The 20,177-nt window shown below is 63.4% G+C and carries 22 protein-coding genes; 9 read left to right on the forward strand and 13 right to left on the reverse strand.

Annotated elements, in window-relative coordinates; translation table 11 throughout:
• Window positions 1–150: 150 nt before the first annotated feature.
• Window positions 151–1,839 (reverse strand): long-chain-fatty-acid--CoA ligase FadD2, encoded by a 1,689-nt coding sequence (fadD2, locus tag QN085_RS19090; RefSeq protein WP_013973717.1) that lies wholly within the window; start codon window positions 1,837–1,839, stop codon window positions 151–153.
• 219 nt (window positions 1,840–2,058) lie between these two features.
• Here fadD2 and QN085_RS19095 point away from each other — a divergent pair, with 219 nt between their 5' ends.
• Together QN085_RS19095 and QN085_RS19100 are read left to right on the forward strand one after the other, a co-directional pair.
• Entirely contained in the window at window positions 2,059–3,003 is a 945-nt protein-coding gene (locus tag QN085_RS19095) for an alpha/beta hydrolase (protein ID WP_013973718.1), read from the forward strand.
• Window positions 3,004–3,037: 34 nt separating this feature from the next.
• Window positions 3,038–3,508: a MaoC family dehydratase gene (locus tag QN085_RS19100; protein ID WP_012273633.1), complete on the forward strand. Its 471-nt coding sequence runs from the start codon at window positions 3,038–3,040 to the stop codon at window positions 3,506–3,508.
• A gap of 126 nt (window positions 3,509–3,634) precedes the next feature.
• Here the strand turns inward: QN085_RS19100 and QN085_RS19105 are convergent, their stop codons facing one another.
• From QN085_RS19105 to QN085_RS19125, 5 genes are all read right to left on the reverse strand, one after another.
• A complete protein-coding gene (locus QN085_RS19105; protein ID WP_023661921.1) occupies window positions 3,635–4,873 on the reverse strand; it encodes an RNA polymerase sigma factor in 1,239 nt (412 codons plus the stop codon).
• Window positions 4,873–5,358, reverse strand: a complete 486-nt coding sequence (locus QN085_RS19110; protein WP_013973720.1) for an SRPBCC family protein — start codon at window positions 5,356–5,358, stop codon at window positions 4,873–4,875. The genes QN085_RS19105 and QN085_RS19110 overlap by 1 nt, the downstream gene beginning before the upstream one ends.
• A gap of 21 nt (window positions 5,359–5,379) precedes the next feature.
• Window positions 5,380–5,724, reverse strand: a complete 345-nt coding sequence (locus tag QN085_RS19115; protein ID WP_013973721.1) for a YciI family protein — start codon at window positions 5,722–5,724, stop codon at window positions 5,380–5,382.
• A 44-nt stretch (window positions 5,725–5,768) separates the two neighbouring features.
• A complete protein-coding gene (locus QN085_RS19120) occupies window positions 5,769–6,194 on the reverse strand; it encodes a YybH family protein (RefSeq protein WP_013973722.1) in 426 nt (141 codons plus the stop codon).
• A gap of 260 nt (window positions 6,195–6,454) precedes the next feature.
• A complete protein-coding gene (locus QN085_RS19125) occupies window positions 6,455–6,712 on the reverse strand; it encodes a DUF2790 domain-containing protein (RefSeq protein WP_004375752.1) in 258 nt (85 codons plus the stop codon).
• Between the two features lie 354 nt (window positions 6,713–7,066).
• On the opposite strand from QN085_RS19125, the gene QN085_RS19130 reads away from it, so the two are divergent.
• A complete protein-coding gene (locus QN085_RS19130; RefSeq protein WP_024087560.1) occupies window positions 7,067–7,435 on the forward strand; it encodes a GNAT family N-acetyltransferase in 369 nt (122 codons plus the stop codon).
• Here the strand turns inward: QN085_RS19130 and def are convergent.
• The 3 genes from def to QN085_RS19145 all read right to left on the reverse strand — a co-directional run bounded on the left by def (window position 7,390) and on the right by QN085_RS19145 (window position 9,283).
• Window positions 7,390–7,926, reverse strand: coding sequence for a peptide deformylase (gene def / locus QN085_RS19135; protein WP_013973724.1), 537 nt, complete (start codon window positions 7,924–7,926; stop codon window positions 7,390–7,392). The genes QN085_RS19130 and def overlap by 46 nt on opposite strands.
• Entirely contained in the window at window positions 7,923–8,882 is a 960-nt protein-coding gene (locus QN085_RS19140; protein ID WP_013973725.1) for a YihY/virulence factor BrkB family protein, read from the reverse strand. Before QN085_RS19140 ends, def begins: the two co-directional genes overlap by 4 nt.
• A gap of 221 nt (window positions 8,883–9,103) precedes the next feature.
• Window positions 9,104–9,283, reverse strand: coding sequence for a CsbD family protein (locus QN085_RS19145; protein ID WP_015271319.1), 180 nt, complete (start codon window positions 9,281–9,283; stop codon window positions 9,104–9,106).
• Between the two features lie 187 nt (window positions 9,284–9,470).
• On the opposite strand from QN085_RS19145, the gene QN085_RS19150 reads away from it, so the two are divergent.
• Window positions 9,471–9,851: a hypothetical protein gene (locus tag QN085_RS19150; protein WP_013973727.1), complete on the forward strand. Its 381-nt coding sequence runs from the start codon at window positions 9,471–9,473 to the stop codon at window positions 9,849–9,851.
• Here the strand turns inward: QN085_RS19150 and QN085_RS19155 are convergent, their stop codons facing one another.
• Window positions 9,852–10,688, reverse strand: a complete 837-nt coding sequence (locus tag QN085_RS19155) for a CvfB family protein (protein ID WP_013973728.1) — start codon at window positions 10,686–10,688, stop codon at window positions 9,852–9,854. It lies immediately after the preceding gene.
• Between the two features lie 131 nt (window positions 10,689–10,819).
• Between QN085_RS19155 and QN085_RS19160 the strand changes: the two genes are divergently transcribed.
• Window positions 10,820–11,680 (forward strand): DUF6279 family lipoprotein, encoded by an 861-nt coding sequence (locus QN085_RS19160; RefSeq protein WP_013973729.1) that lies wholly within the window; start codon window positions 10,820–10,822, stop codon window positions 11,678–11,680.
• A gap of 129 nt (window positions 11,681–11,809) precedes the next feature.
• Here QN085_RS19160 and aceK read toward each other — a convergent pair whose 3' ends face one another.
• Window positions 11,810–13,525 carry a bifunctional isocitrate dehydrogenase kinase/phosphatase gene (gene aceK, locus QN085_RS19165; RefSeq protein WP_013973730.1) on the reverse strand — a complete coding sequence of 572 codons (1,716 nt, stop codon included), beginning with the start codon at window positions 13,523–13,525 and terminating at the stop codon, window positions 11,810–11,812.
• Between the two features lie 248 nt (window positions 13,526–13,773).
• On the opposite strand from aceK, the gene QN085_RS19170 reads away from it, so the two are divergent.
• Entirely contained in the window at window positions 13,774–14,649 is an 876-nt protein-coding gene (locus QN085_RS19170; RefSeq protein ID WP_038410078.1) for a DMT family transporter, read from the forward strand.
• Between the two features lie 13 nt (window positions 14,650–14,662).
• Window positions 14,663–15,121 (forward strand): DUF4265 domain-containing protein, encoded by a 459-nt coding sequence (locus tag QN085_RS19175; protein WP_031325800.1) that lies wholly within the window; start codon window positions 14,663–14,665, stop codon window positions 15,119–15,121.
• Window positions 15,122–15,124: 3 nt separating this feature from the next.
• Here the strand turns inward: QN085_RS19175 and QN085_RS19180 are convergent, their stop codons facing one another.
• Both QN085_RS19180 and QN085_RS19185 read right to left on the reverse strand, forming a co-directional pair.
• Window positions 15,125–16,006, reverse strand: coding sequence for a DMT family transporter (locus QN085_RS19180; RefSeq protein ID WP_041505660.1), 882 nt, complete (start codon window positions 16,004–16,006; stop codon window positions 15,125–15,127).
• A 116-nt stretch (window positions 16,007–16,122) separates the two neighbouring features.
• The gene (locus QN085_RS19185; protein WP_164842902.1) at window positions 16,123–16,284 is read right to left on the reverse strand and encodes a hypothetical protein; all 162 of its coding nucleotides are present in this window, start codon (window positions 16,282–16,284) and stop codon (window positions 16,123–16,125) included.
• Between the two features lie 309 nt (window positions 16,285–16,593).
• On the opposite strand from QN085_RS19185, the gene pvdO reads away from it, so the two are divergent.
• Together pvdO and QN085_RS19195 are read left to right on the forward strand one after the other, a co-directional pair.
• Window positions 16,594–17,454, forward strand: coding sequence for a dihydropyoverdine dehydrogenase (gene pvdO / locus QN085_RS19190; protein ID WP_023661136.1), 861 nt, complete (start codon window positions 16,594–16,596; stop codon window positions 17,452–17,454).
• 125 nt (window positions 17,455–17,579) lie between these two features.
• Complete coding sequence (locus QN085_RS19195) at window positions 17,580–20,039, forward strand: TonB-dependent siderophore receptor (RefSeq protein ID WP_023661135.1); 2,460 nt, start codon at window positions 17,580–17,582, stop codon at window positions 20,037–20,039.
• Window positions 20,040–20,177: the final 138 nt, after the last annotated feature.

Genomic DNA, 20,177 nt, shown 5'->3' on the forward strand with positions numbered 1-20,177 from the left:
ATACAGGTCATTTTTAGAGTAATTATCCAAAATGTCGCAGATCGGGCTGTGATCAGCCTGTTAGAGCGGCTTTAAGGCATTCGCGGGTGAACCCGCTCCTACACTGGACGGTGTAGGAGCGGGTTCACCCGCGAAGAAGCCAACCCGGTATCAAGCTATGTCGCGCAGCTCCCGCCGCAGGATCTTGCCCACCGGCGTCATCGGCAACGACTCGCGCAGCACGATGTGCTTGGGCACCTTGTAGCCGGTGAAGTTGGCCTTGCAGTAGGCCTTCAGCTCATCCACGCTCAGCCCGCCCTCGCGCGGCACAACGAACAGCTTCACCGCCTCGCCGGAGCGCTCGTCCGGTACGCCGATGGCCGCGCAGTTGGCGACCTTGGGATGGCCCATCACCACATCCTCGATCTCGTTGGGGTACACGTTGAAACCCGAGACGATGATCATGTCCTTCTTGCGGTCGACAATGCGGGTGAAGCCGTCCGGGTCGATCACCGCGATGTCGCCGGTCTTGAACCAGCCCTCCGCATCCAGGGCCTGGGCCGTGGCCTCGGGCTGCTGCCAGTAGCCTTTCATCACCTGCGGGCCCTTGATGCACAGCTCGCCCCGCTCGCCCAGCGGCAGCTCGTTGCCGCCATCGTCGATCACCTTGAAGGCGGTGCCCGCCACCGGGATGCCCACCGTACCCAGACGCGCCAGCTGGCCATAGGGGTTGGTGCTGGCCACCGGCGAGGTTTCGGTCAGGCCGTAGCCTTCGACGATGCGGCAACCGGTAAGCGCCTCCCAGCGTTCGGCGGTGGCCTTGACCAGTGCGGTGCCGCCGGAGTTGGTGACCTTCAGCGCCGAAAAGTCGAGCTGGCGGAAGCCCGGGTGGTCCATCAGTGCGACGAACAGCGTGTTCAGGCCCAGCAAGGCGGAGAAACGCCATTTGCCCAGCTCCTTGATGAAGCCGGAAATATCACGCGGGTTGGTGATCAGCACGTTGTGGTTGCCGGTGACCATCATGCACATGCAATTCGCGGTAAACGCATAGATGTGGTAAAGCGGCAACGGCGCGATCATCACCTCCTGGCCGTCCTTGATCAGCTTCTGCCCGTCCGGCCCGTGCTGCGAGAAGCAGGCCAGCACCTGCAGCATGTTGGCCACCAGGTTGCCGTGGGTGAGCATGGCGCCCTTGGCCAGGCCGGTGGTGCCACCGGTGTATTGCAGCACGGCAGTGTCGTCCAGGCTGAGCGGCACCGGCTTGTGCGACAGCTCGCGGCCCTGGCGCAGCACCTGCTTGAACGACACAGCCTGGGGCAGCTGGTAGGCCGGCACCATCTTCTTGACCTTGTCGACCACGGTGTTGACCAGCCAGCCCTTGGCGGTGGGTAGCAGGTCGCCCATCCTCGCCTCGATCAGGTACTCGATGCCGGTATCGGGCAACACCTCCTGCACGCGCTTGCCGAACATGTTCAGGTACACCAGCGCACGCGCGCCGCTGTCCTTGAACTGGTGGCGCATCTCGCGCTCGGTATACAGCGGGTTGGTGTTGACCACGATCAGGCCAGCGCGCAGGGCACCGAACACAGCGATGGGGTATTGCAGCACATTGGGCATCTGCACCGCGATGCGGTCGCCCGGCTTGAGGTCGGTGTGCTGCTGCAGCCAGGCGGCGAAGGCCGCCGAATGGCGTTCCAGGTCCGCGTAGGTCAGGGTCACGCCCAAATTGCTGAAGGCCGGGCGGTCGGCGAAGCGTTTGCAGGAGCGCTCGAACACCTCGACGACCGAGGTGTAGGCATTGATGTCGATGGTGGAAGGCACGCCCGCCGGGCGCTTGTCATTCCAGAAGTCGGCTTGCATTTATTATTGTTCCTCTGCCTGGACCTGCTGTGAGTCCTGTAATCCTTTCACCTGCCCGCCCGAAAGCGAAAAGGCGTTGATCCGACGTTAGCAGGTAAGACCAAGGTGGCATATACGCCAAGTGCCGCCATTAACATTGTGAATCTTATTTGTGCCCTTCCTGCAATCCGGTCGGTTGTGCATACACTGTTCGGGTACCTGTGCGCACAAGGACCCGCCATGCCTCACGACGCCTTCTGGCTACCCGCCAGCGAGCACTGCAGCCTGTATGTGCACCAATGGTTGCCGGCCACACCGGTAAAAGCCGTGGTGCTGCTGGCCCATGGCATGGCCGAGCACGCCGGGCGCTACCAGCACCTGGGCCATGCCTTGAGCGAGGCCGGCTTCGCCCTGTTCGCCCCCGACCAGCGCGGCCATGGACGCACGGCCGAGCTGGGCAGCCTCGGCCTGTTCGCCCGCCATCATGGCTGGAATGCCGTGGTCAACGACATCGGGCTGCTGGCCCAGCACATCGGCCAGCAATACCCGTGCACGCCGCTGTTCCTGTTCGGCCACAGCATGGGCAGCTACATCGCCCAGGCCTACCTGCTGCACCACAGTGGCAGCCTGCACGGGGCGATCCTTAGTGGTTCCAACTACCAGCCGGCAGCGCTCTACTGTGTGGCGCGCCTGATTGCCCGGCTGGAGGCCTGGCGCCAAGGGCCGCTGGGAAAGAGCGCGCTCATAGAGTGGTTGTCGTTCGGCTCGTTCAACAAGGCCTTCAAGCCCAACCGCACGGCGTTCGACTGGCTCAGCCGCGACCCGGCGCAGGTCGACCTGTACGTCAACGACCCGCTCTGCGGCTTTCGCTGCAGCAACCAGTTGTGGCTTGACCTGCTGCAAGGCTTGGCGCAGATCAGCCAGCCGAGTAATCTCGCGCAGATCGATCCTAACCTGCCGCTGCTGGTGATAGGTGGTGAATGTGATCCGGTCAGCGCCGGCAAGCGTCTCACCCACCTGGCCGACGCTTTGCGCGCGACCGGCAATCGACATGTACAGCTGCGCGTCTATCCTGAGGCGCGGCACGAAGTACTCAACGAAACCAACCGTAACGAGGTCACCGCCGATATTCTCGGCTGGCTTGAACAGGCGCTGGCTCTTGGCCGCCCTGTGCGCAGTGAATGATAGCCGCCCTCGCCTACCGCTTAAGGAAGCCCCGATGTCCCAGGTCACCAACACGCCTTACGAAGCCCTCGAAGTCGGCCAGAAGGCCGAGTACAAGAAGTCCGTCGAAGAACGCGACATCCAGTTGTTCGCCGCGATGTCCGGTGACCACAACCCGGTACACCTGGACGCCGAGTTCGCTGCCAAGAGCATGTTCCGCGAGCGCATCGCCCACGGCATGTTCAGCGGCGCGCTGATCAGTGCTGCAGTGGCCTGCACCCTGCCTGGCCCTGGCACCATCTACCTGGGCCAGCAAATGAGCTTCCAGAAGCCGGTGAAAATTGGCGATACCCTGACCGTGCGCCTGGAAATCCTGGAGAAGCTGCCCAAGTTCAAGGTGCGCATCGCCACCAATGTGTACAACCAGAACGATGAGCTGGTGGTCCAGGGTGAGGCCGAGATCCTGGCACCGCGCAAGCAGCAGACCGTCGAGCTGGTGTCGCCGCCGAATTTTGTGGCTAGCTGAAGATTGATGCAGGCAGTACCGGCCCTTTCGCGGGTAAACCCGCTCCCACATGGACCTCACAGCATCAAGCCGTGACGCAATCCTGTGGGAGCGGGTTTACCCGCGAAGAGGCCGGCGCAGCCAACATCATTCGATAGCCTGCAACCGCCGCTCGATATGCCTGCGCTCCGGTTCCTGCCGGGTCAACGCCAGCGCCTGCCGCCAGGCCGCCCGGGCCTCTTCCATATGCCCCAGCTGGTAATGCAGCTCACCCCGCGTCGCATGCGCCAGGTGATAGTCCAGCAACTCTCCCCGCGCCAGAATCCCTTCGACCTCCCGCAGGCCAACCTCCGGCCCATCCCGCTTCGCCAGCGCCACGGCCCTGTTCAGTTCAACCACAGCTGACGGCCAATGCCGCTGCAGCACGTCATACAGCCCGACGATCTCCGCCCAGTCGGTCGCTTCGGCTGTCGCCGCTTCGGCATGCACCGCCGCAATCGCCGCCTGCAAGGTATAGGCACCGAACGCCCGGCTTTGCAGGGCCTGGCGCACCAGTTCGCAACCTTCGGCAATGCGTTGCCGGTCCCACAGGCTACGATCCTGCTGCTCGAGCAATACCAGGTTACCCCGGCCATCGGTACGCGCCCGCTGCCGGGATGCCTGCAGCAACATCAAGGCCAGCAGGCCGACCGCCTCCGGGTCGGGCAGCAACTGCACCAGCAGGCGCGCCAGGCGAATGGCTTCATCGCTCAGCTCCTGCTGCAACAGCGCCTCGCCCGACGACGCCGAATAGCCCTCGTTGAACACCAGGTAGATCACCCGCAGCACACTCTCCAGGCGCTCGGGCAGTTCGTTCAGCTCCGGCACCTGATAAGGGATGCCGGCATCGCGGATCTTGGCCTTGGCGCGCACGATACGCTGGGCGATGGTGGCCGGGCTCTGCAGGAAAGCACGGGCGATCTGCTCGGTGGTCAGGTCGCAGACTTCACGCAGGGTCAGCGGCACCTGGGCATCGGCGGACAAGGCCGGGTGGCAGCAGGTGAAGATCAGCCGCAAGCGGTCGTCGGCCAGCAGCTCTTCTTCGCTGGGGTCCTGCGCCTGGCCGTCGAGCAGCATGCTCAGGTCCGCCTGGGAACGGTCGAACCGGGCGCGCCGGCGCAGCGCATCGATGGCCTTGAAGCGGCCGGTGGACACCAGCCACGCCCGCGGGTTATCGGGGATACCGTCGCGCTGCCAGCGCTCGACGGCGATGAAGAAGGCATCGTGCATGGCCTCCTCGGCCAGGTCGAAATCACCCAGCAGGCGGATCAGCGTCGCCAGGATGCGCCGTGACTCGCTCCGGTAGACCGCCTCGACCTCGGCGCGCACCTGCGCCAGTGCCGTCATCAGTCGGGCATCCGCTGGGTCACCACCTCCACCAGGCGGTCCAGGCTCTCTCCCCAACCCTGGTGGAAGCCCATTTCCTCATGGGCGCGGCAGTCGGCGGCATTCCAGTGCCAGGCGCGGGCGGTGTAGCGGGTTTTGCCTTGTTCCTCGTCAAAACTGATCACGGCAGTCATGAACGCCTTGTCCGAAGGCACCCAGCCTGGGCCGAAGGCATCGGTGAACACCAGCCGTCGCGGCGCAGCAATCTCCAGGAATACGCCCTGGTTCGGGTAATCGCTGCCATCCGGCGCCCGCATCACGGTGCGGAACAGGCCACCGATCCACAACTGCATCTCACATTCCGGGGTGGTCATGCCGTGCGGCCCCCACCATTGCATCAGCCACTGAGGGTCGGTCCAGGCGCGGAACACCTTGGACGGCGGTGCGTCGATCAGGCGACTGATGGACAACTCGTGTTGCACTTGCGCGGGGTGTGCCAGGCTCATGCTGGGAAGTCTCCATTGCTGTCAGGGTTGCAGTTCGCGCACCGGTCGCACCTCGACACTGCCGACCCGCGCGGCGGGGATGCCCTTGGCGATGTTCAGCGCCTCGTTCAGGTCGCGGGCTTCCACCAGGTAGAAGCCCGCCAACTGCTCCTTGGTCTCGGCGAACGGGCCGTCGGTCAGGCTCATGTGCCCGTTGCGCATGCGCACTGTGGTGGCGGTCTGCACCGGCTTCAGCGCCTCGGCCGCCAGCATTCGCCCAGAGCCTTGGATGGATTCGGCATACGCCATGCATTCGGCGTCTTCCGGGCTGTCGGGCAGGCTGTGCAACAGCCCCTCGTCACAATAGACCAGGCACAGGTATTTCATGGTCGCCTCCAGGGCATTGGCAAAGTGCGATTGGCGATAACGGTTCAGGGTTTGAGATCGAACAGGGCCTTCTGGGTTTGCATGTCGAACGGCGCCGACCAGTGCTCGTGGATTACCTGCCACTGACCACCTTGACGACGATAGCCCACGGTGGCGCGCATGAAGCCGCACTGGCTTTCGTTGTCCGCGGGGCCACAGCGGTTAAGCCAGTGGGCCAGGGCCAGGTCGCCAGCGGCATGCACGGTGAGTTCGGCGTATTCGAAAACCATGGGGCCGGGGCACATGCCCATGCACATTTCCCAGTGCGCCTGGTAGGTTGCCTTGCCCTTGAACTGCAGGGCCTGGATGGCATCGAAGGCGACGATGTCGTCGGCATAGGGAGCGATGATGTTGGGGATGTCGCGATCGCGCACGGCCTGCATCCAGCGCTCGATCAATTGGCGGATCTCGGTTTCGGCTGCGGTGCTCATCGGGGGTTCCTCCGACAGGTCATGGGTGATTGGGCACGGGGTGCAACGTGCTCTCACCTATGGTCGAACGAGGGACGGAGGAATCGACAGGTCGAGGAAATTATTCTGGGTTGGTTGTGGTTTGAAATGCATATGGGGGGATTGCGTCGGGGCGACAAGGTGCATGCCTTGGGTGATGTGGCGCCTGTGAGACCGCGCGCCGCGCGGGCGGCGCTCGGTCTCACAGGCGCTGAAAATGCTGTGGCAGGCCCTTGGCGGGCTCAACCCTGCTGGCACCCCTCACCCATGGCCCGGTACTGGATGGTGTGCACCTGGCCCTGGTGGTCTTCGTAAGTCATGGTCGCAGGTACCACTTCGCAGACGTTGGGGATGGTCGACAGGTTGATCACCCGCTTGATGTCCAGGTTCATGGAGTAGTCGTACTGCTGGGCGACGGGCTCGCTGGAGACAGGTCTGGCCTCATCGGCGAGGGCGAACGAGGACATACCGACCAATGCAAGAATCAGTAATGGTTTCATGTGAGTTTGCCTTTTGAGCATTCAAGCTGATCGATTGACTTCTATTGCCGTGCCCGGCGCGGAGAAGTTGCCATCTGCGGTGAAGATGGCACGAAGTACCGATCCCGCTTCGTACTGCCAGTGGGGATAGGTAAAAGTCTACTCCCGGCCTGGAATAGTTGAACCCCGAACTCGGACATTCACCCTTGCCAGATATGCAACAATCTGCGACAAGTTGACCGCAAAACATCGGGCCAGAGCCTTTGGCCACCTTTCAGGGCAGGGCGCGCAATTTCTGAAAATTTGTACTGTTCGAAACTTTCGGCCCCGGAACGCCGGCTGCTGGACCACTTTTACCGCCAGCACGGCTCACGCATGCGTGCTGCGGGCGACGCTGAGCTATGGGTGGCGCGGGGTCCCGGCATCATCGCGGGCCTGAGCCTGAGCCCGGTGGGCGAAGGCTTCTGGCTGACCGGGTTATTCGTCGACCCGCAGCGGCGCAGCCAAGGGGTGGCCGGGCGGTTGGTCGAGGCGGCGCTGGCGCAGGCTGGCGGGCCCACCTGGCTGTTCTGCCACCCGGACCTTGCGCCCTTCTACCAGCGCCTGGGCTTCGACATCGCCCAGCAGCTGCCAGAAGCCCTGGCTGGCCGCCTGCAGCGCTACCAGCGCAGCAAACGCCTGGTGGCACTGCAACGAGGTCAGTCGTCGCTGGCGTCGAGCCCGGGGAACAGCACCTCGGTGTAGCCGAACCGGGAAAAGTCCTGGATGCGTGACGGGTAAAGCCGGCCGATCAGGTGGTCGCATTCATGCTGCACCACCCGCGCATGGAAGCCGTCGGCAAAACGGTTGATCGGGTTGCCCTGGGGGTCGATGCCTTCATAGCAGATGTGCTTGAAACGCGGTACCACACCGCGCAGGCCGGGCACCGACAGGCAGCCTTCCCAACCGTCCTCGATCTCGCTGGATGTGGGCGTGATGACCGGGTTGAGCAGGATAGTCTGCGGCACCGGTTCGGCATCCGGGTAACGCTCGCTGCGCTCGAAGCCGAAGATCACCAGTTGCAGGTCGATGCCGATCTGCGGTGCGGCCAGGCCGACACCGCCCACATGGCGCATGGTTTCGAACATGTCGTCGATCAGTTGCTGCAGTTCGGCGCTGCCGAGCATGTGCTCGGGCACTGGCGGGGCGATGCGTAGCAGGCGTTCGTCGCCCATCTTGAGAATGTCACGGATCATCTGGGGTTCGGCTCTGAAGATTGGTGCTCGCTCGGAACGGGGTGCTCATGGCCCAGCACGGTAATGGTTTCGCGGGGCTTGTGCTCATCGACGTCCTTTTCGCCAGGGTTCTTGCCCTCGCTCGACATGTGCTCGATCACTGCGTTCATCTCCGCGCCCAGCAGCAAAACGGCGGCGGAGATATAGAAATACAGCAATAGCACGATGATTGCACCGATACTGCCGTACATGGCGTTGTAGTCGGCAAAGGTCTTCACGTAGTAGGCAAAGCCCAGCGACGCCAAGATCCACACCACCACCGCCAGCACCGAACCCGGGGTGATGAAGCGGAACTGCTGCTTGACATCGGGCATCACGTAGTAGATCAGCGCCACCGCTACCATCATCAGGATGATGATCGCCGGCCAGCGCAGGATGGTCCACACCGTGACGATCACCTCCTGCATGCCGACCTGGGCGGCAATCCACTCCATCACCTGCGGGCCCAGCACCATCAGCGCCGCTGCCACCAGCAACATGCCGGCAATGCCCACGGTATAGATGATCGACAACGGAATGCGCTTCCACACCGGGCGGCCCTCGGGCACATCGTAGGCGGCGTTCATCGCGCTCATCATCAGGCGCACACCGGCCGATGCGGTCCACAAGGCAATCACGATACCTACTGACAGCAGCCCGCCCTTGGACTGCTGCAACTGGTCGATCACCGGGTTGACCTGCTCCAGCGCCTGGGGTGGCAGCACCAGTTCCGATTGCAGGCGCAGCCAGGAGAAGAAGTCCGGCAGGTGCAGGAAACCGATCAGGGCGATCAGGAACAGCAGGAACGGGAACAACGAGAACAGCATCTGGTAGGCCAGTGCAGAAGCGTAGGTCGACATCTCGTCGTCGAGGAATTCCTTGACGGTGCGTACCAGCACGCGGTGCAGGGGCAGGCCGCGCAGGTCGGGGAAAATCATAGCGTCTCCTTTCGCCGCTTGATTCGTGGGTACCACGGGTAAGTCTAATAGACCATGCCGCTGCTGTGCTGATCCTGGCCATGCTGCAAGAATTTGCTTACGCCAGTAGCGGCCTATTCATAGGGACGCCCGCTCCCACAGGTACCGCACAGTGCTTGAAATCTGTTCAGTACCTGTGGGAGCGGGCACGCCCGCGAAAAGGCCGGGACAGGCCACTCACATCAAGGCTTTTTCACCGCGTCCTTCACGTTGCCCTTGATCTGTTGCCCCTCGCCCTTGAGCTCCTGCGCCTCGCCCTCGGCCCGCAGCCGCTCGTTGTCGGTCACTTTGCCGACACCCTGCTTGACGTTGCCGATCGCTTCGTTGGCCAGGCCTTTCGCTTTGTCTTTGGTACCGCTCATGGCAAAACTCCTGCAATTGGGGGCACGTGGACCGTGCCGACAGTCGGTGGACCCGACGCCTTCGCCAAGCGTTCCAACAGTTTTTTCGCCTTCGAACCGAGCGGCAAGGCGGTTGGCAAACCTTGCCCCCGCTACCCGCCACCCCTCACAATGCAGGCCTTCATAGCGTCAACCCGCAGGAACCTGCATGAAACTCGACAAACCCGCCGCCATCGCCCGGCGTAACGAAGCACTGGCCCGCCCGGTGCTGACCAGCAGCAACACCCTGTTCGCCATCCTCGACCGCAAGCGCAACCTGTGGTGGTTCGAGGTGCCGGTGGCGCTGCTGCGCAAGGGCCAGCCCGACTGGGTCAACCTGCTGCTGCACACCCCGGAAAGCGACGAGCTGCAGCACCTGAAGGTGCCGACCAACTTCCTGCGCGCTCACCAGGAACAGATGGAAGTGCGCAACCCCGGCAAGCGCCGCTCGACCATCAGCCTGGCCCTCAGCGCCGACCGCGACTCGCTGCTGCGCGACACCCGCCCGGGTGGCGAGCAGCTGGACTTCCGTACCTTCGTGCAGGCCTGATCAGGCCTTTTCGATGCGATCGTCATGGATGACGATGCGGCCCTGCTTGAACAACCCGCCAATGGCCTTCTTGAAGTTGCCCTTGCTGACGTTGAACAACTTGCTGATCAGAGCCGGGTCGCTCTTGTCGCACACCCCCAGCACCCCGCCTTCGGCCTCCAGGCGCGCCATGATCTGCTCCTGCAGGCTGTCGGCCAGGGCAGCACCCACCGGTTGCAAGCTCAAGGCGATCTTGCCGTCCGCGCGCACTTCCTTGATGAAGCCCTTCTCGTGCATTCCCGAGCGCAGGAACTTGAACACCTCGTTCTTGTGGATCAGGCCCCAGTGGCGGTTGTTGATGATCGCCTTGAAGCCCATCGGTGTCTCGCCGGCCACCAGCAGCTCGACCGGCTGGCCCACCTGGTAGTCCGCCGGGGTGCGGTCAAGATAACGGTCCAGGCGTGAGGTGGCGGTGATGCGGCGGGTGCGCTTGTCGAGGTACACGTGCACCACGCAGTAGTCGCCGATCTTCAGCGGCCGCGCCTCTTCCGAGTACGGCATCAGCAGGTCCTTGGACAGGCCCCAGTCGAGGAAGATGCCGGCACCGTTGATATCCTTGACCTTGAGGCTGGCGAACTCGCCAACCTGCACCTTGGGCTTCTCGGTGGTGGCGATCAACTGGTCTTCGCTGTCCAGGTAGATGAACACGTTCAGCCAGTCATCCACTTCGGTTTCGGCGTTTTTCGGGATGTAGCGCCCGGGCAGCAGGATCTCGCCGTCGGCGCCGCCGTCCAGGTACAGGCCGAAGTCCACGTGTTTCACGATTTGCAAACTGTTGTATCGCCCAAGCAGAGCCATTTCCGATGTTCCTCAAGACAAGGCGGCTATTCTACACCTGAAGCCAGCGCGCCGCCCGACCGCTGATGCAGTGGAACCGTCAGCGTCCCTCTTGCGTCTACCGACGGGCAAGCACCCGCAAGGAGCAGCCCATGCCGCTACGCCTGTCCAAAGCCCTGCTCGTCGCCATCGGCTGCGCACTGGCCTTGGCCGCCTGCAGCCGTATCGACCTGGCCTACCGCAACCTCGACCGCCTGGTGCCGTGGTCGCTGGGCGACTACCTGGCCATGAACAGCGAGCAGAAGGCCATGCTTGACGACCGCCTGCGGGAGCACCTGGCCTGGCATTGCAAGACCCAGCTGCCTGGTTACCTCGACTGGCTGGACCGGGTACGCGGCATGGTCGCCGACGACCAGGTGACCGACCAATCCCTGCAGCAGCGTACCCGCGAAGCCCGCGAGGCGATTGGCCGGGTAGCCGAGGAAATCACCCCTTCGGCCACCGAGCTGCTGCGCGGCATGAGCGATGCCCAGGTGGCGGAGATGCGCGAGGCGTTCCGCGAAGACATCAGCGAACGGCAGAAGAAGTATGTGGATACGCCGCTGGACAAGCAGATCGCCCGCCGTACCGAACGCATGGAGAAACGCCTGACGCCGTGGTTCGGCGAGCTGACCGCGGTGCAGAAGCAGCGCGTGCAGGCCTGGTCCCAGGCGCTGGGCGACCAGAACCGCGAATGGATCGCCAACCGCGCGCACTGGCAGCAGCAATTGCTGCTGGCGATGAACCAGCGCAACGACGCCAGCTTCGAGCCGCGCCTGGCAACGCTGTTGCAGCGCAAGGAGAGTTTGTGGACGCCGGAGTACCGGGCGGCGTATCAGAATACCGAGCAGCAGGCGCGCAGCTTGCTGGTGGACCTGGTGCACCAGAGTACCCCGCAGCAGCGGCGGTACCTGCAGGAACGGTTGGGCAAGGTGCGTACCGATTTCAGTGAATTGAAGTGTTTGAAAGGGTGACGGTGAAAAGCAGGCCTGGCCTCTTCGCGGGTAAACCCGCTCCCACAGGGACCTCACTGGTTTCGAATCCTGTGCCGTACCTGTGGGAGCGGGTTTACCCGCGAAGGGGCCAGGCCTGTTAAAGCACAGTCACCGCCCCTTGCGCCGATACGGAAACACATCGATCACCTTCCCGTCACGAATCGCCGCCTGCAGCCCCTTCCAGTAATCTGCGTCGTACAACTCCCCATGCAGGCGGCTGAACAAGCGCCGCTGGCCGATATCGGCAAACAGGAACGGCGGAAACTCCTCGGGGAACACGTCATGCGGCCCGATCGAGTACCACGGCTCGCCCGACATCTCGTCCTCCGGGTAACGCGGCGGCGGGATATGGCGGAAGTTCACCTCGGTCAGGAAGCTGATCTCGTCATAGTCATAGAACACCACCCGGCCATGGCGGGTTACGCCAAAGTTCTTCAGCAGCATGTCGCCAGGGAAGATATTCGCCGCCGCCAACTGCTTGATGGCCAGGCCGTAATCCTCCAGGGCCTCCAGCACCTGGCCCTCGCTGGCGTGTTCCAGGTACAGGTTCAGCGGCGTCATGCGCCGCTCGGTCCAGCAGTGGCGGATCAGCACCGTGTCACCCTCGAGCGCCACGGTCGATGGCGCCACCTCCAGCAGTTCGGCCAGGCATTCCGGCTCGAACTTGCTGCGCGGGAATCGAAAATCGGCGAACTCCTGGGTATCGGCCATGCGCCCGACGCGGTCGACGCTTTTCACCAGCCGGTACTTGTCTATCACCGTGGCACGGTCGACCGTCTTCGACGGTGAAAAACGGTCCTTGATGATCTTGAACACGGTGTTGAAGCCCGGCAGGGTGAACACGCTCATGACCATGCCGCGCACCCCGGGCGCCATGACGAAGCGGTCGTCGCTGCTGGCCAGGTGGTTGATCAGCGCCCGGTAGAACTCCGACTTGCCATGCTTGTAGAAACCGATGGAGGTATACAGCTCGGCAATGTGCTTGCCCGGCAAGATGCGTTTGAGGAAGTTGACGAACTCCGCCGGCACCGGCACATCGACCATGAAGTACGAGCGGGTGAAGGAAAAGATGATCGACACCTCGGCCTCGTCGGTGATCAGCGCATCGGCCTCGATACCGTGCCCTTCGCGGTGCAGCAGCGGGATTACCAGCGGCCATTGCTCATCGCTGTTGAACAGACGGCCGACCAGGTAGGCACCCTTGTTGCGGTAAAGCACCGGCACAAACAGCTCCAACGCCAAGGTCGGGTCCTTGCATACCCAGTCCGGCAGGCAGTCGCGCAGTTGATCCTCCAGGCGCACCAGGTCGCCCTCCAGGTCGCCGTACGGCACATCGAACGGGTAATCGCTGAACACCGCTCGCAGCAGGCCCTTGAGCCCACCGTCAGGCCGATAGGTACGGGTTTGCGCGGCGCGCTCACGGCTGCGCATGGACGGTCGGGTGGTGTGGATGAACATGCAGCCGTCGCTGATCAGGTCGTGGCTGAACAGGCTGCAGAACAGCGAGTTGTACCAGGTCTCGGACAGCTCGTCGTCCAGCCTTGGGTCGATCAGGTGGATATAGGCGTTCTTCACCAACGGCCATTGCTCCACATCCAGCAGCACGTCCTCGGCAAAGCTCTGGCGCAGCCAGCCGTTGACCTCGGCGACCTTCTCTTCATAGAGATTGATACGGGCGGCGGCGGCACGCTGGATATCCTGCCAGCGCGCCTGCTCGAAGCGCTGGCGGGCACCGAGGGTGATGCGCTGGAAGTGGTCGCGGTAGTCGTCGAAGCCGGCAAGGATCGTCCGGGCGATTTCGACAGCGGGCCAGGGCTGGGGCATGCGAAGACCTCGGTGCAGGGGTGAGATACAGAGCTTAGTCTGCCTGTCCGGAATACGGCGCCTGTACCGGCCTCTTCGCGGGTAAACCCGCTCCCACAGGTTCTGTGCAGTGCTCGGCCCTGTGGAAATCCTGTGGGAGCGGGTTTACCCGCGAAGAGGCCGGCACAGGTTTACACCGCAAGAAAGCACAAGAATCCCCAGCCCCCCTGGCGTACACTCGCGCCCCTGCCCTGCCTCCGGAGACCGTTGTGAGCCCCATCGCCCTAGCCCGCCTGCTGACCCTTGCCGCCGTCTGGGGGGCGAGCTTCCTGTTCATGCGCATCATCGCCCCCGAACTGGGCACGGTGCCGACGGCGTTCTTCCGAGTGTCCATCGCCTGCCTGGGCCTGGTTGCACTGCTCGCTGCCGCCCGCGTGCGCTGGGACTTCCAGGGCAAGCTCGGGGCCTGCCTGGTGCTGGGCATGATCAATTCCGGTATCCCCGCCACGTTCTACTCCGTGGCCGCCCAGGTGCTGCCCGCCGGCTACTCGGCAATCTTCAACGCCACCACACCGCTGATGGGTGTGCTGGTCGGCGTGCTGTTCTTCCGCGAACCGATGACCCCGGCCAAGCTCTGCGGCATCTTCCTGGGCCTGTTCGGCGTCGTCATCCTCAGCGGTGCCGGCCCGGTGGCCCTGGACCTGGCCCTGCTGCAAGGCGCCCTCGCCTGCCTGGCGGCCACCACCTGCTACGGCTTTGCCGGCTTCCTCGCCCGCCGCTGGGTCAGCGGGCTGGACAGCCGCCTGTCGGCACTGGGCAGCATGCTCGGCGCCACCCTGATGCTGAGCCCGCTGTTCGCCTGGAGCGCGCTGAGCCAGCCACCCGCCAGCTGGGGCGGCTGGCAGGTGTGGCTGTCGCTGCTGGGCCTGGGCCTGTTGTGCACAGCGTTCGCCTACATCCTGTACTTCCGCCTGCTGGAGGAGATCGGCCCGGTCAAGGCCAGTACCGTGACCTTCCTGATCCCGGTATTCGGCGTATTGTGGGGGGCATGGCTGCTGGACGAGCCGCTGTCGATGGCGCACCTGTACGGCGGTCTGCTGATTGGCGTGGCATTGTGGCTGGTGCTGCGTCCGGCCCGCAGCTGAAGCGGGGTACACGATGAACGACGCGTACAAGAAGGTCCTGTTCCGCCTGGAGCAGGACGAAAACGGCTACCCGCCCGCCTCGGTCGAGGGCCTGTGGGCCAAGGCCGTGGAAGGCGGCCATGCCGTCGACAACATTCCCTTCCATGTCTACGGCATCGCCCCGGGCGACGTGATCGGCACCCGTGAGGAAGCCGGCGAAACCTGGTTCGCCGAACTACGCCGCAGCAGCGGCAGCTCGGTGTTCCGGGTGATCGTCAAGCCCCCGGAAACCCTGGACCAGGTACGCGCGGCCTTGCACGACTTCGGCTGCAACTGCGAAACCGAGCAGGCGGTGAAGATGCTGGCGGTCGAGGTCCCGCCGCAGCGCTCGCTCGACACCTTGCTCTACTACCTGCTGACCCAGCGCGAAGCTGGCCTGCTGGACTTCGAGGAAGGCGTATTGCACCACGCCATCCCCGAAGAATTCCGCTAGGGCCTACGCCTCGGCCAGGCGCGCGGCGGGCTTGCGGAACACGAACAGCAAGCCCACCACGATCAGCCCCATGCCCAGCAGGCTGAGCGGCGCCAGGCGGTTGCCGAAGATCAGCAGGTCCATCACCGCGGTCACTGCCGGCACCAGGTAGAACAGGCTGGTGACATTGACCAGGTTACCCTTGGCGATCAGCCGGTACAGCAGCAGGGTCGCCAGTAGCGAGACCACCAGCCCCATCCACAGCAGCGCGCCGACGAAACCGCCAGTCCACTCCACATGCAGCGGCTGCAGCGGCGCGAACAATGCGCACATGGCAAAGCCGGCCAGGTACTGCAGCGGCAGCGTACCCATGGGGTTGTCGGTGATGCGCTTCTGCAGGATCGAGCCGAAGGTCATGCTGGCCAGCGCCAGCAAGGCGAACAGCATCCCCGCCAGCGACACCCCGCCCAGGTTGATGCCCTGGTAGACCACCATGATCAACCCGCCAAGCCCCAACCCCAGGCCGAACAAGCGGCTCCAGGAGCGCTGGCGCTCCATCAGCACCACGGTCAGGATCGGTTGTACCCCCATCACCGTGGCCATGATGCCGGGGGTGACATGGGTATCGAGCGCCAGCAGGTAAAAGATCTGGTAGGCGCCGAGCAGCACACAGCCGGTGCCCAGGGCCCGCAGGATGGCCCCGCGACTGCGCGGCCAGCGCAGCCCCAGCAACGGGCCGATCAGCAGCAGGCCGGCCAGGGCCAGCGCCGAGCGCAACAGCAGGAAGGCGAACGGGCTGGCGTGCGCCAGGCCGAGTTTGGAGACGATCGCCCCGCTGCTCCACAGCAGGACGAACAGGCTGGTAGTGGCCGCCGAGGCCACGGATGCTTTGCTAAAGACAGACATGTATTGCCACCTGATTCAAGGCGAATAAGCCAGACGGACGGCGTGCGCTTCAGCGTGGAAAGTCGCCGACCGTGTTCAGTAGGTTGCGTGTGCGAAGGGATGCGGCCAGAAGCCGATCAGCCCAGCACGACCACGCAAGGAGGCGGAGCTACGCCGCCTACGACGCCACTGACAGGTGGTGGATAGTGACTGATCATCGCCGGCTGCTGGCAGCCACGCACGACCATGCCCACGACTGGCGCGATGGCAAAGCTTGTGGTGGATGGGCTGGCTGGCATGAACAGGTCTTCGGGAAGAATGCAGTGGGCTGGACTATAGCCCGGTGCCCCATGCCTTGCAACCAGTGCCTACGGTACTCGCGGGAACAGCTTTTGTGGGAGCGGCCTTGTGTCGCGAAAGGGCCGCAGAGCGGCCCCAGCAATATCTGCGGCGAAGCTGAGTGTGTGGGGCCGCTGCGCGCCCCTTTCGCGACACAAGGCCGCTCCCACAAGAAGACCGCGCTACCTTGGATGTTGGTTAATTTCTCACCACCCCGATTCGTCTGAATGCGAAACGCAGCCCGCATTCACCCGTTTCGAGGACCACCGATGAACGTATCCGCCTGGCTCTACCGGCCAGCCCAGATCACCTGCCTGCTGCTGGTCAGCGCCTACGCCCATGCCGCCAAGCCCGGCGACGTGTTCAAGGATTGCAAGAACTGCCCCGAAATGGTCGTGCTGCCCGCCGGCAGCTACGTGATGGGGGCCCCTGACGACGAAGTCGGCCGCCAGCCCGACGAGGGCCCGCTGCACACCGTGACCTTCGCCAAGCCCTTCGCGATGAGCCGCTATCAGGTCACCGCCGACGAACTGGACGCCTATATCAAGGCCACCGGCACCGTCATCAAGAGCGGCGACGACCGCCCCGGCCGCTGGTGCGAAGCCAGCAAGCCCAGCTACAAGCAAGGTCCCCGCCAGCCGGCGGTATGCATCGACTACGACGAAGTACAGGCCTACACCCGATGGCTGGCTGAAACCACCGGCAAGCCATACCGCATGGTCAGCGAAGCCGAACGCGAATATGCCGCCCGTGGCGGTTCCAGCGGCCCGTTCCCCTTCCCCTTCGACGAACCTGGCAAGTACGAGATCAGCAAGCACGCCAACACCTATGGCCCCAAGGACGGGCATACCTTCACCGCCCCGGTGGGCAGCTACCCGCCCAATGCCTTCGGCATGTACGACATGCACGGCAACGTCTACGAATGGGTCGCCGACTGCTACCACGACAGCTACGAAGGCGCCCCTACCGACGGCAGTGCCTGGATCCAGGACCCCAAGTGCATCCGCGCGCACATGCGCGGCAACGACTGGGGCGAGCCGCCGATCTTCTCCCGCTCGGCCAACCGCAACGACCGCCTCAAGACCACCCGCGGTGACTTCCTCGGCTTTCGCGTAGCACGCGAACTGTGAAGTTGTGACGCGGTTAACGCAGCATCGGCCAAAAAAATCGCCAATAAGAATCGTTCCGGTTTTTCGCAGGTGCTGCGTCCTATAGCTGACAAAGAAAAATCCCTCTGCCAACGAGACCGCAATAGATGTCCAAGTCCCTCCCCGGCTCGCTCAACCCGCTTGCCAAAGCACTACTGATCCGTCATTCCCTTCGTCCCCAGCGCGCGTTCACACGCATCGGCCTGGGCCTGGCGATATCCGCTGCGATGGTTGCCCAGGTGCAGGCGCAGGAGTGGACACTGGATATTCCCGCGCAGTCGATGAACTCGGCGTTGCAGGCACTGGCCAGGCAGACCGATACCCAGTTGCTGTACAGCCCGGAAGATATCGGTGGCCTGCGCTCCTCCGCACTCAAAGGGCGCCACGACCTCGCTTCGTCCCTGCGCATCCTGCTGGGCGGCAGCGGGCTGCGTTATCAAATCGACGGCAACACCGTGACGGTAACAGCGGGTTCAGTCGCAAAGGACGGCCAGGTCGAGCTTTCGGCGACCAACGTCAATAGCGTGGGCCTGGGGGCCACTACCGAAGGCACGGGTTCCTACACCACCGGCGTGACCAGCACGGCCACCCGCATGAACCTGTCGATACGCGAAACACCGCAAAGCATCAGCGTCATCACCCGCCAGCAAATGGACGACCAGCACCTGGCGACCATTACTGACGTACTGAAGCAGAACCCGGGCATCACCATGTCCCAGGACGGTGGCGAGCGCTTTCACATCTATTCGCGCGGCTCGGAAATCAGCACCTACCAGCTCGATGGCGTGAACACCACGCAAGACTACCTGACGCGCAACATGCCCAACACCCTGATGGACATGGCCATGTTCGACCGCATCGAGATCGTCCGCGGCGCCACTGGCCTGATGACCGGTGCGGGCGAGCCCAACGGTGTGGTCAACATGGTACGCAAGCGCCCCACGCGTGAATTCCAGTCGTATGTGCAGGCCGGTGTGGGCTCGTGGGACTACTATCGCACCGAGGCCGACGTGTCCGGCCCACTGATCGAAAGCGGCAAGCTGCGCGGCCGCCTGGTGGCCGCCAAGCAGAGCAACCAGAGCTACATGGACTGGTACAGCCAGGACCGTGACCTGGTCTACGGCGTGCTCGAAGCAGACCTGACCGATACCACCACCGTGCGCTTCGGCATGGACTACCAGACCTACGACGCCAATGGCGCGCCAGGTGTGCCGCTGTTCTTCAGCAATGGCCAGCCCACCAACTTCTCCCGCTCGACCAGTTCCGGGCCGCGCTGGATGTATGAAGACTACACCACCAAGAACTACTCCTTCGGCCTGGACCAGGAGCTTGGCAATGGTTGGCAGTTGAAGATGGCCGGCAACTACATGGATGTCGATCGCGACTCGCTGTCGGCGTTCTACCGCACCGGTGCGGGCGTATCTACCCTCGATCAAGCCACCGGCAACGCCAAGTCCGACCTGCTGCAAGTCGATGCCCACCAGGTTCAGCGGGGCATGAACATCACGCTGCAGGGGCCTTTCGAGCTGTTTGGCCAGACCCACGAACTGGTTACCGGCTTCGACTACATGGATTACGAGAACAACCACTTCACCGGGAAAGCTGGGGAAGCCACATTCAACTTCTACACCTGGGGCAACCGCATACCGCAACCTGGCAACTATTCGCCACTGCTGGACTACGACCTGACCATCCGCCAGACCGGTTACTTCATTGCCACCCGGCTCAACTTCACCGACGACCTGCACATGATTCTCGGTGCCCGTACAACCAACTACCGTTCGGACTCGAACCAGGTGGTATTGACCACTGGCACTGGCAACCCCACGCAACTTAAGGAGCACGGAGAGGTAACACCGTACGCCGGCCTGATCTATGACCTGACCGATGAGCAATCGGTGTACGCCAGCTACACCGATATCTTCAAGCCCCAGACCAGCCGCGACCGTACCGGCAAGGTGCTGGACCCTGTGATCGGGCAGAACTATGAAATGGGCTGGAAAGGTGAGTTCTACGATGGTCGCCTGAACGCCAACGCGGCGATCTACCTCATCAAGCGCGACAACCTTGCAGAGGAAGACACCGGTTTCAGCGTACCGGGCGTGCCTAACTCCACCGCTTACCGCGCGGTCAGCGGCGCCGAAACCAAGGGCATTGATCTTGAACTGTCCGGCGAAGTGGCTCGCGGGCTTGAGGTTCATACCGGTTACAGCCACTCCCGCACGGAAGATGCCAATGGCGCTCGGCTGACGTCTCAACTGCCGCTGGATACATTCCGCCTGTGGACTACCTACCACCTGCCCGGCGAATGGGAGCACCTGACTGTTGGTGGTGGGGTCAACTGGAACTCCCAGCAATCCCTGGCCACCCGCTACAACACGCGCATCACCCAGGAAGACTACGCCGTGGCCAGCCTGATGGCCCGCTACAAGATCAGCGAGCACCTGGCCGCCACGCTGAACGTGGACAACCTGTTCGACAAGAAGTACTACGCAGGCCTGGCCGGCAACTATGGCCACTATGGCGCGCCGAGGAACGCGACGCTGAACCTGCGCTACGATTTCTGAGCAGCAGAACGAAAAAAGGCGACCCTGGAGGTCGCCTTTTTCATGCCTGCATGGTGTTCGCTTCGGTAGGCGGTCCGTTGTAGGAGCTGCCTTGTGTCGCGAAAGGGCTGCAAGGCAGCCCCGGCAATTCCTGCATCA

It is taken from the genome of Pseudomonas sp. M2(2023) (assembly GCF_030263955.1).
GTDB lineage: Bacteria > Pseudomonadota > Gammaproteobacteria > Pseudomonadales > Pseudomonadaceae > Aquipseudomonas > Aquipseudomonas asiatica.

Bases quoted from the DNA above. Each gene is read 5' to 3' on its own strand.
- fadD2 (WP_013973717.1), bottom strand. From the start codon at position 1,839: ATGCAAGCCGACTTCTGGAATGACAAGCGCCCGGCGGGCGTGCCTTCC.
- QN085_RS19095 (WP_013973718.1), top strand. From the start codon at position 2,059: ATGCCTCACGACGCCTTCTGGCTACCCGCCAGCGAGCACTGCAGCCTG.
- QN085_RS19100 (WP_012273633.1), top strand. From the start codon at position 3,038: ATGTCCCAGGTCACCAACACGCCTTACGAAGCCCTCGAAGTCGGCCAG.
- QN085_RS19105 (WP_023661921.1), bottom strand. From the start codon at position 4,873: ATGACGGCACTGGCGCAGGTGCGCGCCGAGGTCGAGGCGGTCTACCGG.
- QN085_RS19110 (WP_013973720.1), bottom strand. From the start codon at position 5,358: ATGAGCCTGGCACACCCCGCGCAAGTGCAACACGAGTTGTCCATCAGT.
- QN085_RS19115 (WP_013973721.1), bottom strand. From the start codon at position 5,724: ATGAAATACCTGTGCCTGGTCTATTGTGACGAGGGGCTGTTGCACAGC.
- QN085_RS19120 (WP_013973722.1), bottom strand. From the start codon at position 6,194: ATGAGCACCGCAGCCGAAACCGAGATCCGCCAATTGATCGAGCGCTGG.
- QN085_RS19125 (WP_004375752.1), bottom strand. From the start codon at position 6,712: ATGAAACCATTACTGATTCTTGCATTGGTCGGTATGTCCTCGTTCGCC.
- QN085_RS19130 (WP_024087560.1), top strand. From the start codon at position 7,067: ATGCGTGCTGCGGGCGACGCTGAGCTATGGGTGGCGCGGGGTCCCGGC.
- def (WP_013973724.1), bottom strand. From the start codon at position 7,926: ATGATCCGTGACATTCTCAAGATGGGCGACGAACGCCTGCTACGCATC.
- QN085_RS19140 (WP_013973725.1), bottom strand. From the start codon at position 8,882: ATGATTTTCCCCGACCTGCGCGGCCTGCCCCTGCACCGCGTGCTGGTA.
- QN085_RS19145 (WP_015271319.1), bottom strand. From the start codon at position 9,283: ATGAGCGGTACCAAAGACAAAGCGAAAGGCCTGGCCAACGAAGCGATC.
- QN085_RS19150 (WP_013973727.1), top strand. From the start codon at position 9,471: ATGAAACTCGACAAACCCGCCGCCATCGCCCGGCGTAACGAAGCACTG.
- QN085_RS19155 (WP_013973728.1), bottom strand. From the start codon at position 10,688: ATGGCTCTGCTTGGGCGATACAACAGTTTGCAAATCGTGAAACACGTG.
- QN085_RS19160 (WP_013973729.1), top strand. From the start codon at position 10,820: ATGCCGCTACGCCTGTCCAAAGCCCTGCTCGTCGCCATCGGCTGCGCA.
- aceK (WP_013973730.1), bottom strand. From the start codon at position 13,525: ATGCCCCAGCCCTGGCCCGCTGTCGAAATCGCCCGGACGATCCTTGCC.
- QN085_RS19175 (WP_031325800.1), top strand. From the start codon at position 14,663: ATGAACGACGCGTACAAGAAGGTCCTGTTCCGCCTGGAGCAGGACGAA.
- QN085_RS19180 (WP_041505660.1), bottom strand. From the start codon at position 16,006: ATGTCTGTCTTTAGCAAAGCATCCGTGGCCTCGGCGGCCACTACCAGC.
- QN085_RS19185 (WP_164842902.1), bottom strand. From the start codon at position 16,284: ATGCCAGCCAGCCCATCCACCACAAGCTTTGCCATCGCGCCAGTCGTG.
- pvdO (WP_023661136.1), top strand. From the start codon at position 16,594: ATGAACGTATCCGCCTGGCTCTACCGGCCAGCCCAGATCACCTGCCTG.
- QN085_RS19195 (WP_023661135.1), top strand. From the start codon at position 17,580: ATGTCCAAGTCCCTCCCCGGCTCGCTCAACCCGCTTGCCAAAGCACTA.